We start from the raw sequence: 13,618 nt of genomic DNA, 5'->3' as shown, positions 1-13,618 counted from the left end.
TTTTAAAAAATTATGGAATATTTATGCGAGAGGTGGCTATGACATGAAGCATACACCTACGATTCGAGCAGAATTAGACAGATACATACAACAAGAGGGCATGAGTCTAACGCAGTTTGGGAATATAGCAGGTATGAATAGGGGAATAGTAAGCGCCATTGTGACAGGGAATAAGACTATGTCTGTTAACCAGCTTGACCTAATCACTGAGGCTATGGGTTTGCCGGAAGGTCACTTTTACGACTTGTTCGTGGAAAACTACATCATCGACCACCCTCCAAATATGAGGCGAATCGAGCCATTTTTGTATCGCTGTGCGGAGTTGGACAAGCTGGGGGTGATCCGTCGAGTCGTAGGAGCCATCATGGATAATCTACTTTATTCGCCCAAGCTATTTGAAATTGCAGAGGAATTGTTGGAGCAGGGAAGACATGCAGCTGCATTGTTGCTCTATGAGGGGGTAGCTGAAGCGGAAAAATATCAACATTCTGAACGTTTGGCAGTCTGTCAATATCGCATATTCACGATTCAGATTGGAGACGATCAAAGCCGTAACATAGGGACAGCAGCGGTGTTTGAAGCTTTTGTCGAACGCCTTGATGAACTAGACCAGCTAGACGCCTTGAAGGACTTGGCTAATGTGTATCGTTCATTGCGTAAGTGGGACAAGGTAGAGGATGTTGCTAGAACAATGAGGGCTAAAGCTGAAATTCAATATACTTTGGAACACCAACAGCAGAGTCGAATACGTGTTGAGTCTTCCAAGAAACTAAGTCGTCCATTGTTTGTGTACATCGCTTATGCTGATTTGTTGTGTTCAGGTTCTTGCGAAGCTAAGGGCGATTACCACCAAGCCCTACAGTATACATACTCCTACGCTAATTTAGATTGGGTAAAGGAGACTGACGAGGATACCCGACACTGGATTAGCTTATTCAAAAGTTGGGCAGAAGGTAACACTTACATATATAAGCTTTTATCTGGGGATGTAAGTGTGCTAAACGATTATGTTCAATACATTATTGCATCAAGTGATAAAGTCGATAAGGAAATGATTGTAAAGCTTTTGAACGTAATGTTTGCAGCTAACCAATATAAGTTAGACGTGAGTGATATAATTAAACGATTTGAAACTATTATTGCTTCTTTTGTGCAACAGCCATCAACGGATATGTATACGAAACAAGTTATACCAGAGCAGTATGCGCGTTTGAGTTATGAGCTAGCTTACTATTATTTACATAAAGGTTCGTACGAAGATGGTTTTAAATATTTGATGTATTCTTTGGAAAGTTATCATACATTGAATAATGAGACTTATTATTTAAACTGTGTAGGAATGTTTGAGCATTTCCGCACTCATGCAATTCCCGAAACAAAGGAAAAATACTCAAAATTCATTGAAAAGGTGTGGTTAGACAATGTTAAAAAAAATGGTACTGCTAATCATTGCAGCTAGTTTTTTGTTTATTGTTACTGTACCTGTTCAGTCGAATAGCCATCAGGTTACTCCTTACTATGATCCAATTGGTGGAGCCTAAACCCTGTTTGAGGAGTGGATGACCAATGTTGAGAAAAATTGTACTACTGACCATCGCGGCTAGCTTTTTGTTTATTGTTACTGGGCCGGATCAAGCCTTTAACCACCACCATAGTATTCAGCCTAACGTTACTATTGGCGGATTTTAAAGCTAAAGCTCTGCCAACCTTATTGTTGGTAGGGCTTTCTTTAGTGCAGGAATTACCACACATACGGCAGAATAACTATCTGAGGTGATCAGCATGAACCATACATATAAAGTGTTAAAGTCGGATATCGAACTATTTGCAGCTGCTTTAAGCCAGGTAAGAGTATACGTGGTTTAGCCGTTGGGTGAGGATTTGATAGATATTGTGGACTACGGCGGACCGATCGAGAGATACACACCGGAGTCAATTAAAATTAACGGATCTTATTTCTTTCGCAATCAGTTTGATCAGTTTGAATTTAGAGTGGATGTGAAAAAAGACTCCGCTGGTATGTAACCAGTATGGAGTCTTTCTTTATTTTTAGAAGCTCATCTTTTGTTTTCATTTACTAATGCAAGTATTGGATTAAGGAATTCTTCAAAGAAGAAGCTTCCCCCCTCCCCAGGTGTAGGTACTTTAGTATGATCAAAAAATTCGAAATCTTCTTTTGCTGAGATATTATAAAACGAACCGTTTTCCATCAATTCTCCTAAGTCCCTATATTCATTTGCTGGACGGACAAAGCAAAGAACTCTAGGGTATTCAAGTATGTATAAATGAGTATCAGTTAATCTGTACTCCATAATCACACCTCCAGAAATTATATTATTAATTTAATAATACATTACAATGATAATAAAAACAATTTAATACAAAAAAAGGTAGACAAAATATACATGTAACATATAATAAATGAAAATTATGGGAGAAATAATTTTCCATAAATAAAACCATTAAGGAGTGGGTAAATTTTGAAGAAGTTAGTTTGTTTAGTTCTGTCATTATTCTTTCTTTCAGTAACCTATTTTCCGACAGCGACATACGCTGAAAAAGGTAGTGAACATTCTTATGTTACAAAATATGATATTTACATAGACCCAAACTCAAAAACTGATCAGTCCGGTCTTACATCTAGCTCTTTTAGTGCAGTAACTAATGATGTCTATGACTCTTCGTCAAAGGTTGTCAAGCCAGCGGGCTATGCAGGTGAATTAATAGTTACTTGTGATGAGATAGCAGGACGAATGTATTGTAATTGGAATATAATCCTGAGTTCACAGTATCAGATTAGTTATGTTAACTTTGATATGCATTTTCAAAAATCCGGCCTTTCTGGTTTAGGTACTTGGGACACGATCGGGAGGAAAGGAATTACCAAAAAGGGTTCCTTAACAAATAGACAAGGTGATCAAGAAAATTTCTATATTGCAGATTGGGGGAAAGGTTACTATAGAGCTAGAGTAAGCGGCAATATTACTACTGTGAGTAGTGGTGTAGCTTACATGTTACCTCAGAATTCAAATACAGTGCCTTATATGGTAAATTGATAAATAGTTGAAAAAGTAAAATAGTGAGAGGGTTTAAATCTCTCTGCTCATAAAAAAGCTCTGCTAACCTTAATTGGTCAGCAGAGCTTTTTTCTTGATTAGTTTAAATTTAGAGTAGAGGTAAAGGACTCAATCAGGTAACTGGTATGAGTCCTTTTTCATACCCAATAAAAAATAAATATGCAAATATTTAGATTATATTTATAGATCAGCAAGTTTATGTTTAGACAGACTTTTAAGAATGATTTATCTTCGTAATAGTTCAATATATTGCTAGGAGGAGATCGAGTGATAAATAAAATTAAAGCATTATGGAGTATTTTAATTGTAGTGGTAGTGTTCATGAATATGCCAGCTATTGAGGTAAAAGCAGAAGCTGTAAGCGATGAATGGTCGATTAAAACGACTATAGAAAATCCTAAGGCGGTAAGTGCTGTTTCTGAATTGAATGGTAAGATATATATGTTCGGTGGTTCTTCAGGATCAAACCCTTATAAGGATGTACAAATTTATGATCCGAAAAATAATATATGGGCCTCAGGAATTAACATGCCTACGGCTCGTGCTGCAGCAACTTCCGTTGTTTATGGAAATGATATTTATGTTATCGGTGGCTATACAGGTAATGCTTTTAACTGGACAGGAGGCTCCTCAGTAAATAATGTTGAAGTTTACAATACCCAGACAGATACATGGAGCGTTAAGAAAGCTATGCCGCAGGCTTTAGGTTCGTTGACAAGTGTTTTATATAAGGGAAAGATTTATGTGTTTGGTGGGATGACAACAAATACACTTTCAGTTGCTACTGTCCAAGTATACGATCCAGCTTCCGACAGCTGGTCAACAAAGAAACCTATGCCGAATACAATTCATGGTTCCTCTGCAGTTTTACATAAGGACAAAATCTATCTTGTAGCAGGTAGACATATTGATAATAGTTCAAATGTTTCACTAAATACATTTCTTGAATATGATCCCGACAGCGATAATTGGTCAACCAAACCCAATCTTTTAACAGCACGTGGAGGGGCCCAGGCTGTCATCTATTCCAATAAAATTTTTGCTATTGCTGGGAAAACTGAAGCAGGTGGACGTAGTTATGAACTTAGTACAGTAGAATCCTTTGATTTTGGACAGAATAAATGGTCTCCTGAGGCTAGTTTAAAGCAAGCCAGAAGCGGGGCAGGGGCTATAACATTAGGTGGACAGATTTACGTTATCGGAGGAAGTCAGAGTACATTATCTAATTCTCCGGTTAATACTATAGAAATATTCGGAAAGATTGACAGTTCCACACCAACTCCCGAACCAACCGATCCATCTCAACCAACTGGGGATCGTGCAATTCTGGTAGTCACCATGACAACTGGTCTTGAAAAAGAATTTGACCTGAGCATGCAAGAGGTCAATGACTTCATTGCGTGGTATGAGGCTAAACAGGCAGGTTCTGGATCGGCTTCATATGCAATCAACAAGCATGATAACAATAAAGGTCCATTCAGCAGCCGAAAGGACTATATGCTATATGATCGTATCCTAACGTTTGAAGTAAGTGAATACTCTAAATAAATCAAAAAGCTCTGCTAACCTTAATTGGTCGGCGGAGCTTTATCGTTTCTAACAGGCCCGTGTTAGGCTGGATTATATTTCGTTTTAGCTTCTTCATATAATTTGCCGAGGTTACGAAACTCAATTGACGTCCTTTATCACGTTGAAAATATGTTTACTATTTAATACTTTTCGTATATATTAATATTTGGAAATTATTTTTCATAAATTTTTCCTGCTAAACTAGATTAAATTAACAGAGGAGATTATTTCAATGAGCATTTCATTAAGAATAGAACGCAAATCCGGTGATGAACCAATCGAGTTTGTAAAAGGTGAGATCACTGGCTTTACTTATAAGAATAATAGTTCCATAAACCTTTCAGCTAAGTCTACAAACTTGGTTCATTCGCTACATATTCTAAGCAAAATTCCGCTTCATTCGCTTCCTTCAGTTATAGACAATGCAGATAATTCCAACATGCTGTATACATGGACAAACACAGAATATAAACCTGATAGTGAGGATTACTATCGCAAATGTAATATCCAAATCGTTAGAAATGAAAACACAATCCGAGATATTACGTTTACACACGCTTATGTAGATAAGTATCAAGAACAGATTGATACCAGCAAAGAGATCCTTGAGTTTGAACTTGTTTTAAAACAAAAAGAAGATCAATTGGGAAAAATTCAATACAGTCCTCAGTTAGAACCTAAGGAAACAAGAGAAAAGGATCCGTCTGATGTCTCGCAAAAAGTACTGGAAGGTGCATATAGTAAGAATATGTTAGTGTATGCAGGAAATAATACTTTTCCGTTTGAAAATCCTATGGTAGAACTAGAAAAGACTTGGGTACGAGGCGTAGAGAAGGTAAAAGATTCGACAGACACTGTAATACATTTTCCTGATCGTAAAGCATTTACATTAGTAGCTGTTCCTATAGCTCGAAAGAAGTACGGGGACATCACAGCCAATTTACTTCAACATTCACTTGATTACAAACCAGGAAATTTACACTTTAACGAGTGGTCGTATGAGGCGCAGCAAATTAAAAAATCTAAAGAACATAATATGTTAGTAATTGATAAAGCAGTACAAAAAGCTAACGACAAAAAAGTTAAAAGTTTCTCAAGTGATGGGTCTATTGCAATTGAAAGTGACAGAGATTTGTATAACGCTTTTCACAAAATGAAGTACAAAATAGATGGAACATATGTAAAAGGACAATGGGAAATTACTACAATATATTATGATAAATATAATTTTGAATATAATTTTAAACAAATGTTTACTGGGGACAACAAACTCGGTTGGGCTGCGGCCAATCTAACAAATTTAATGGAATCATGGGGAACACTCAATGAGTATACATCTTATGTTACAGTAACTGATACAAAAAAGGCTTGGAAGTGAGGTGTGAATTGCAGATGAAACGCAGATACAAGATTTACATCTTGATCTCTCTACTAGTTATAACTACTACTATAATTTTTCTAGCAAATTCTGGAGACGACACGATGAGGAAGTACCCTTATGGAAAAGATACGTTAGAGTTTTTTGGAGATGGGACTTTTCAGATTTACAGGGGGGGAGGAGCGGGTGAGCCTCCAATACTATACACTCATCAAATTGAAGCCCCAAATTCAGTGATTGATAACGTTCTGTCTTATAAAATAGAAGAAAATATCGTATATGTGGTTGGTGAAAATAGCTTCATTAAATTGGATTCAAGTACCAACACGTACGAGCAAAAGAAACAGATTTCCGACTTTACTTTCAAAGATAGAGAGATATTTAATAAATTAACGGAAAAATAGAAGTTATCATAAACAAATGTGGTAGCAAGGGAGCTTTAACTTGTTCACTAAGGTTAACTTAACATGTGCTTTAGTTGAGTTATTGTTATGTAAGTATTCTAAATTTATAAAGAATGGTTAACCACCAGTGGTGATATTATGATTATTAAAATTGAAGGTTACTTTTTTGAGAATTTGATTACTGGCCCCCTTTGCATACAAGAAGAACTATATCAAAAGTATATACAAGCAAAAATGGTGAGTCTAAATATTAGAGATTTACCTGATATATTTTGTCGACTTCATAATTTTGAGCGATTACGTTTTGAAGATGACACAGAGGTTGGTTTCGTGATTGATACAGATACAGACAGGATATACAGACCGATATATTGATGCTAAAAGCGATGTGTCCGAAAGATATCTTCCTTTCTCCTTTAATTACAAGTAATGAAGGACTCACATAACTGGCTACTATATTCGATTTTATAACCAAAGTTGATCACAACGAAAGTTAAATGAGTGCCTCCGAAAGAATACCGAAAGCAGCTTATAGTTTAAGGGCTTTTTTCAGTATCTATAAAATGGGGTCTTGACCACTAGCTAAGCTAGTGTTTTTTTATTTACCTGCATGCCCTATCATAGAACGTATTTAAACATATATTAAGGTAACGACAAATAAAGGAGGTTAAAAGACATGGGTGCCTATGAAAATACAGGTGGCGGCGGTGTATGGACTTCTACAGCGGCAATTTTAGTGCTCTTTATTCTCTTAGTTATCATCACTAAATCACTTTGGGTTTAATTTGTAAAAAGAACTGTTGGAAAATATCACTTCACTCATGGATATTCAATATTTGAGCCCATTGAGCGCATAAGCTATTTGGCAATAGTCACCGTGTTCGCTTCTTTTTCGGCAAATACTTGGTGGATTCCTGCCATAATAGTTTTGCGCTTATTGTATTGTATTTCATTTTATCTTTTCAGTAGCGAGTCAAGACCACTGCTGGCTTATCACGCTTCTGTTAGATAAAATTCTCAAAGAGGTGGTAGGATGAAGGTTGAAAGTAAACAAATATAATAACCTTTTTAAGGAGTTGGTGGTGGGGAAACTGTTACTTTGGAAAAGGGGAAGTACAGCATCAAAAAACCAATATATCTAAAGAGCAATGTTACTATTACCGGAGCAGGTTAAGGGGCTAGAGTGCTGCAAATTGATACTAACTAGGGCTTCGGGTGGCTGTAGACAGTAATGTAGATGTGACCGATAATAACGTGTATGGAAATAAAACGGGGGACGGAATTATATATATAGTGAGGAGACAGGGGGAACCAATACGTGAGCTTTAGCTTTAACTAATTGCCCAAAAAGCACCAATAGCTCGCAATAATGATCTTGCCAGTACGAAATCCTCACAACTAATACATACGGAACAACACCCACAGTAGATGCTAATACTGCACCACTGCTCCTACTGTACAGCCTAATGGAGAAGTTAGTGCCTAGCGTGTGAAAGTTAAGACTGTGAAACTGCTATTAACGGTTGGCAAACCGCTTGACGACGATTGATCCACGCCGGATCGTAGCCTTTTCCACTGCTCTAAAGTCGGCTTAATTCCAAAAGTGTAGCAGTTGGAAAACTGTGAATTTGGGGCTATATCGTTTTTGTGTAAGCGTGGCTTGTTTATTTCCTTCACTCGAAAAGAGTGCTTTTTTATTCTACTTGCCACTAAAGGGCTATCTGACTAAAAAAAGGGGCGGCCAATGCAATGTATGCAGAAAGTGGTGCAGATGCTGAAATTCGATTTAAGTAAGTGAATACTCTAAATAAATCGAAAAGCTCTGTTAGCTTAATTGGCAAGCAGAGCTTTTAACTATCCACGGTTTTTAAAATATATCCAGGTATTCTTTCTGGAATTTGATGAAATCTTGCACACTGTCGTGATAGGTAAATCTACCGCCATTTTTATCAATAATCCAGTTGATATTCTCGTCACTTAACAAGATTCCATACATGCAGTGATGAAGCAGTTCAATTTGCTTTTCATCCCTAATTCGGATCAAATGTTTTTCTTGTTCGATAATGAGGTACCATTTCGTTTCTGTTTCATCTATATCCGCATCCACATACAGTATTGATACCGACAAGGGGAATGGCCAGTCAAACCATTGTCCTCGCTTGTCTTCTCTATAACCTTCAAATGCCATGGTTATTCCCTCCTACTTGGATAATTTCCTGATTAGTTTAAATGTATCTAACGTGCTGCGATTGTACGCTTAATAAGGTTCTTGTCTTATCCTACTGGCACAGGAATATCGCCCCCATATTCTTCTCCTTGGCTTCACGTACACCATCATAAACATCTGCAAAAGTTCAGTGTTACTTTGGCAACAGTCTAATTCCGCTATTGTTGCACAATAGTTGTATCCGCTTTTATCGTTCATTGTTGTGATCTGTACAGTATACGGAAAACGACAGGTAACAAAGAAGCTGAACGCTTTGTTACCCGATATCAAAACGCTATTACCAATACTGTACAATTATTCTACTGAGCAATGACGTGGTCCAACATGAAGGAATGGAGATAAAAACAGGGAGCAGTGTAATGGACATAAAGGCGCGTCTGCTGGCTTTGGAAGAGGGGACCACAAGAGCGATATACGCTCTATATTGTAATCATAGAGGGCTGGGATGGTGACCAAAAGATCATTACATTTTCTCGTATGCAAATAGGCGCTGAATTAAACCTCCAATGATATGGAGCAAGGCTGCCCTCATGTCTTGAATGTATCTTATTTCTGGAGTGGTTTATTTTTATATTTAAAACAAATGGATGGAAAAAATTGGTTATATATCATGCATGCGTATATATCATTACATCTTTTCCCATCCTCGATAAGGTGGTAGAATGAAAAAAATAGGTATGGGAGGCGTTTTATTTGAAGTGTGATAAATATAATTGGGGACAATTTAAAGAGGGAGCGTATCAGTGACCCTATAAACTACGTTAACCCTCATTTCTGGAGGGTCAAAAGTGAAAACCCCTTATTCACAGTCCGTATTGCGCCATAACCAAATTTTAATGTGGCTTTGTGTTCTTTCGTTTTTTAGTGTGTTAAATGAAATGGTTCTTAATATCTCTTTACCTGATATTGCTGATGAATTCAATAAGACACCAGCCATTACAAATTGGGTAAATACTGCCTTTATGCTAAGCTTTTCTATAGGAACAGCTGTATACGGAAAGTTATCTGATCAGTTAGGTATAAAAAGGCTGCTCCTGTTTGGAATCATAGTGAATTGCATAGGATCATTAATTGGATTTGTGGGACATACTTTTTTTCCAACACTTATCTTGGGGCGATTTATACAAGGGATTGGTGCAGCAGCATTTCCTTCACTTGTGATGGTCGTAGTTGCTCGCTATATCCCAAAAGAAAACAGGGGGAAGGCATATGGCCTCATCGGGTCTATCGTAGCAATGGGTGAAGGGATAGGACCGGCTATTGGTGGGGTGATTGCTCATTATATTCATTGGTCTTATTTACTGCTTCTTCCTGTTTTAACGTTTGTAACTGTTCCCTTCCTGATAAAATTATTAAAAAAGGAAGTCATATCAAAGGGCTCGCTTGACATTGCAGGAATCGTGCTTATATCTCTAGGTATAGTATTGTTTATGTTGTATACAACATCTTACAGAATTTCTTTTCTGGTGATAAGTGTTCTATTTTTCCTGATCTTTTTAAAACATATCAGACAAGTAACCAATCCTTTTGTTGATCCTTCATTGGGGAAAAATACTGCATTTATGATAGGAATCCTTTGTGGCGGACTTATGTTTGGTACCGTAGCTGGATTTGTATCTATGGCTCCTTATATGATGAAAGACGTTCATCACTTAAGCACCGCAATGATTGGCAGTGGAATTATTTTTCCTGGAACGATGAGTGTTATTTTCTTTGGTATCCTTGGAGGAGCACTTGTTGATAAGAAAGGTTCCTTACATGTGCTAGCAGTCGGCGTTGCATTTCTTGCCGTCAGCTTTTTGATAGCTGCTTTCTTTATTGAAATGACACCTTGGCTGATGTCTATTATTCTAGTCTTTGTTTTCGGTGGTCTTTCATTTATTAAAACAGTAATATCCACTATTGTTTCAAGTAGCTTAAGACAAGAAGAAGCTGGCGCAGGAATGAGCTTGCTTAATTTTATAAGCTTTTTATCAGAAGGAACGGGGATTTCAGTTGTAGGAGGCTTATTGTCAATACGTTTTATTCATCAAAAATTTATACCAATCATTAATTTTCCAACTGCTTATTTATATAGCAATATGTTATTGATTTTTTCAGTGGTCATTATAATTAGCGGGATTTTAACTGTTATTGTATATAGACGTTCAGTTTCAGATTCCTGATAAGAGCAAAAAAGGATTACATGCTGAAAATGATCGCATCCTCACGTTTGAAGTAAGTGAATACTCTAAATAAATCAAAAGCTCTGCTAACCTTAATTGGTCGGCAGAGCTTTGTGTGCTGATCAGTTTGATTTTACTAGATACGGGAAAAGTAGCAATGCAAAGTGTGCGTACAAGAAGGTATTATTTCAAATTCAGCCTTGTTACAGAAGGAAGGCTAATTTGAATGCTTAAACTTATAATACCAAAAAATCGCTTTTTCATGGGCTGTGGAAAAGTTAGAATATAGCATAGTATCAACTCCGCCGATTACAAAGTTATTTTTAGCATAGAATCGACAAGCTAAAATATTCACATCCTGCGTTTCAAGCATAAGACCAACAAGGTTATTCTGCTTAGCCCACTCGGTTGCTTTACTCAATAAGGCTGCTCCGATTCCCTTGTGTCTCCAGTCTTTAGCGACGGCAATATCCTCAATTAGAGCATAGCCATTCCAATTAGTACAAAGTTTAATTTGCCCAACACAGTCGTTCTCATCATAATATAAAAAAATAGATTTTCCTTGTTCATTAATATAACTGATATCGACGTCATCATCCTCATACTGTTTAAAATATGGTTTGGAAAAACTTTCTTCTATATATGTCCAATTGTTGTTCTCGTATTTAGGTATAATCCTTCCTGACACAATAAAGCCGTTATTCTCATTTGACTTCTTAAAATCCCCCATATTTGAAAGTGACATTTTAATTATCATGGCTTGTCTCCTCCTGGTTTAATTTCTCTATGCACACTATTCTAAAAGAGAACCACGTTTTCCTGTCTGTTAGATTTATAAAAAGAGTAAAATGGTAGCGACTGTTCAACTATGTGTGATATTTTATGATCTCGTCCGCTTGGTTAAACGATTCATAGCAGTAGTTAGGTGTGCTGCTTAACACAAAAAAGCAGGAAGAATTCCTCCCGCTTTTTGCATGGAAACAATTATTAACGTCTGCGTTGTCTATCGTTTACGCTAAACAAATTAACAGCCAGTGCGTTACCTCTTGCACGCGCAGTGGCTCTTTGATTGGAACGGATGTTCAATCTTCTTCTTCTTAAATCACGTCTGCAATGTCTTCTGCTCATAATATCACCTCCCTTCAAGAAATGAAGGTGCGGTCGAATCTTAGTGGCGTTTATGCTTACGCTTGGAAATTTTGATATTCAAGGCATTGGTTGCTAGTGCATTTCCGCTTCCTGTTTTAGCAGCTGCGGCTTGAAAGACTTTAACGACCAGATATCTGTTTTTCCCGATGCGATGCTTATACGTTTTAACTCTATTTCTGATCATCTGCATATCTCCTTTGCTTAGTTCTGCTATATACATATGTCAATTGTGATAGTAATGTATCAGCATAAATCTATTAGAAGCAAAAAGAAGCTAGTACCTATATTCCTAATGGTTAATAAAAAAACTCATGCGAACCTGGCTTCGCCTTTTCAACTTTACGTTGCAGGAGATGTTACAGGCAGGTCGGCATGAGTCTAATGTGTAGAATAAAGATAATATGCAGTTTGTATGAAAATTATTTACTATTAAGAGTGTTAAGTTTTTTTTCGTAGTACGCCTCTTGGGCAAGAATATGATTCAGTTGTTCTGAGAGCTGTTTATATTCTTGGCTGGCTTCTGGGTAATTATTTCTTTCGGAAATCACAGCTTCAAGTTGCTTTTCTAAATACCTGAAATGGATGAGTATTTGTATGTACTGAATACGATCGTAGGTTGTTATGTGTGATTTCTCTTCTGCATACAAATGATCCATTGTCGGAACTGCACAGCTTACGACGATAAATATCATAACAAACGCTGAAATTATAATTTTTTTCATTTAATTCCTCCTACAGAGCTATGAGTAATTAATATACCATATTTAGCTAAAACAAAGAAAGATCTATTAGTTTTGCCCATAACAGTATAGCTGTTCAAGATCAGTGAGGGATTATTTGAGATGATGAGGCTGATTTTATAGTAGATACAATAGGAATAGGTTGCTAAAAGGAAAGAATAGTTGTGAGATACATAGTAAGCATAATAACAATACAAAACCGGCTTGCCCTAGGCAGCCGGTTTTGTATTAGTGGATAGAATAACGGGGAAGGAGGAACGAGAAATCAGTGGAAGTCCCGGAAGAGTCCTACAACCTTGCCCAAAATACTGACGTGTGTCAGACGAAGCGGTTCAAAGGCTGGATTTTCAGGTTGAAGCCGGATATGATCTTTTTCTTTGTAGAAGGTTTTAACTGTAGCTTCGTCTTCATCTGTCATAGCTACAACAATATCGCCATTATCAGCGGTCTGCTGCTGACGTACGATTACATAGTCTCCGTTAGCAATCCCAGCCTCAATCATGCTTTCGCCTACAACAGATAACATGAATATTTTATCCTCACCAACAAAGTGTTGGGGAAGAGGAAAGTAATCTTCAATATTTTCTGTCGCCGTAATAGGAAGACCAGCGGTTACTTTGCCGACGACGGGGACACGACTAATGGAGTAATTAATCAAGTTGCTGTTATCCGATTCGTCTTGACCGAGTAACTCAATAGCCCGTGGTTTTGTAGGATCGCGGCGAATGAGTCCTTTTTTCTCTAAACGATCCAAATGACCGTGAACCGTAGAACTGGAGGCCAATCCGACAGCCTCGCCTATTTCGCGCACAGAAGGGGGATATCCCTTTAGACGCACTTCATTGCGGATAAATTCAAGAATGGCCTGCTGGCGGCTCGAAATCTTAGACATACCGTATCAACCCCATT

The 13,618-nt window shown here is 37.3% G+C and carries 15 protein-coding genes and 1 pseudogene; 9 read left to right on the top strand and 7 right to left on the bottom strand.

The window, feature by feature from the left end; genetic code table 11:
* The first annotated feature begins 43 nt into the window (after window positions 1-43).
* The 3 genes and pseudogenes from NSQ68_RS14050 to NSQ68_RS14040 all read left to right on the top strand — a co-directional run bounded on the left by NSQ68_RS14050 (window position 44) and on the right by NSQ68_RS14040 (window position 2,025).
* Complete coding sequence (locus NSQ68_RS14050; protein WP_342426303.1) at window positions 44-1,459, top strand: transcriptional regulator; 1,416 nt, start codon at window positions 44-46, stop codon at window positions 1,457-1,459.
* 107 nt (window positions 1,460-1,566) lie between these two features.
* The gene (locus NSQ68_RS14045) at window positions 1,567-1,689 is read left to right on the top strand and encodes a hypothetical protein (protein ID WP_342426302.1); all 123 of its coding nucleotides are present in this window, start codon (window positions 1,567-1,569) and stop codon (window positions 1,687-1,689) included.
* A 93-nt stretch (window positions 1,690-1,782) separates the two neighbouring features.
* Window positions 1,783-2,025 (top strand): annotated as a pseudogene (locus NSQ68_RS14040) (hypothetical protein).
* A 32-nt stretch (window positions 2,026-2,057) separates the two neighbouring features.
* On the opposite strand, the gene NSQ68_RS14035 reads toward NSQ68_RS14040, so the two are convergent.
* Window positions 2,058-2,312, bottom strand: a complete 255-nt coding sequence (locus NSQ68_RS14035; protein ID WP_307345730.1) for a hypothetical protein — start codon at window positions 2,310-2,312, stop codon at window positions 2,058-2,060.
* A 168-nt stretch (window positions 2,313-2,480) separates the two neighbouring features.
* Here NSQ68_RS14035 and NSQ68_RS14030 point away from each other — a divergent pair, with 168 nt between their 5' ends.
* The 5 genes from NSQ68_RS14030 (at window position 2,481) to NSQ68_RS14010 (ending at window position 7,212) form a co-directional block, all read left to right on the top strand.
* Window positions 2,481-3,056, top strand: a complete 576-nt coding sequence (locus NSQ68_RS14030; RefSeq protein WP_307345727.1) for a hypothetical protein — start codon at window positions 2,481-2,483, stop codon at window positions 3,054-3,056.
* Window positions 3,057-3,344: 288 nt separating this feature from the next.
* Window positions 3,345-4,625, top strand: coding sequence for a kelch repeat-containing protein (locus NSQ68_RS14025; protein WP_307345724.1), 1,281 nt, complete (start codon window positions 3,345-3,347; stop codon window positions 4,623-4,625).
* Between the two features lie 253 nt (window positions 4,626-4,878).
* Entirely contained in the window at window positions 4,879-6,024 is a 1,146-nt protein-coding gene (locus tag NSQ68_RS14020; RefSeq protein WP_342426301.1) for a hypothetical protein, read from the top strand.
* A 104-nt stretch (window positions 6,025-6,128) separates the two neighbouring features.
* Window positions 6,129-6,428: a hypothetical protein gene (locus NSQ68_RS14015; RefSeq protein WP_342426300.1), complete on the top strand. Its 300-nt coding sequence runs from the start codon at window positions 6,129-6,131 to the stop codon at window positions 6,426-6,428.
* Between the two features lie 676 nt (window positions 6,429-7,104).
* Complete coding sequence (locus NSQ68_RS14010) at window positions 7,105-7,212, top strand: sporulation protein YjcZ (RefSeq protein WP_080658622.1); 108 nt, start codon at window positions 7,105-7,107, stop codon at window positions 7,210-7,212.
* Window positions 7,213-8,295: 1,083 nt separating this feature from the next.
* On the opposite strand, the gene NSQ68_RS14005 is transcribed toward NSQ68_RS14010, so the two are convergent.
* Complete coding sequence (locus tag NSQ68_RS14005) at window positions 8,296-8,616, bottom strand: hypothetical protein (RefSeq protein WP_342426299.1); 321 nt, start codon at window positions 8,614-8,616, stop codon at window positions 8,296-8,298.
* 827 nt (window positions 8,617-9,443) lie between these two features.
* Between NSQ68_RS14005 and tet the strand changes: the two genes are divergently transcribed.
* On the top strand, window positions 9,444-10,820 hold the full coding sequence (tet, locus tag NSQ68_RS14000) for a Tet(L)/Tet(K)/Tet(45) family tetracycline efflux MFS transporter (RefSeq protein ID WP_307345711.1): 1,377 nt from the start codon (window positions 9,444-9,446) through the stop codon (window positions 10,818-10,820).
* A gap of 217 nt (window positions 10,821-11,037) precedes the next feature.
* On the opposite strand, the gene NSQ68_RS13995 is transcribed toward tet, so the two are convergent.
* The 5 genes from NSQ68_RS13995 to lexA all read right to left on the bottom strand — a co-directional run bounded on the left by NSQ68_RS13995 (window position 11,038) and on the right by lexA (window position 13,601).
* A complete protein-coding gene (locus NSQ68_RS13995) occupies window positions 11,038-11,577 on the bottom strand; it encodes a GNAT family N-acetyltransferase (protein ID WP_342426298.1) in 540 nt (179 codons plus the stop codon).
* A gap of 230 nt (window positions 11,578-11,807) precedes the next feature.
* Window positions 11,808-11,948, bottom strand: a complete 141-nt coding sequence (locus NSQ68_RS13990; RefSeq protein ID WP_165146693.1) for a hypothetical protein — start codon at window positions 11,946-11,948, stop codon at window positions 11,808-11,810.
* 40 nt (window positions 11,949-11,988) lie between these two features.
* Window positions 11,989-12,153 carry a hypothetical protein gene (locus NSQ68_RS13985; RefSeq protein WP_013310546.1) on the bottom strand — a complete coding sequence of 55 codons (165 nt, stop codon included), beginning with the start codon at window positions 12,151-12,153 and terminating at the stop codon, window positions 11,989-11,991.
* Between the two features lie 235 nt (window positions 12,154-12,388).
* Window positions 12,389-12,691, bottom strand: coding sequence for a hypothetical protein (locus NSQ68_RS13980; RefSeq protein ID WP_029517411.1), 303 nt, complete (start codon window positions 12,689-12,691; stop codon window positions 12,389-12,391).
* 283 nt (window positions 12,692-12,974) lie between these two features.
* Complete coding sequence (lexA, locus tag NSQ68_RS13975; protein WP_013310545.1) at window positions 12,975-13,601, bottom strand: transcriptional repressor LexA; 627 nt, start codon at window positions 13,599-13,601, stop codon at window positions 12,975-12,977.
* Window positions 13,602-13,618: the final 17 nt, after the last annotated feature.

Origin of the sequence: Paenibacillus sp. FSL L8-0158, assembly GCF_038592965.1 — a bacterium.
GTDB lineage: Bacteria > Bacillota > Bacilli > Paenibacillales > Paenibacillaceae > Paenibacillus > Paenibacillus polymyxa_D.
The sequence above is the reverse complement of the archived record's forward strand: the minus strand, read 5'-3'. Positions and strand labels throughout refer to the sequence as shown.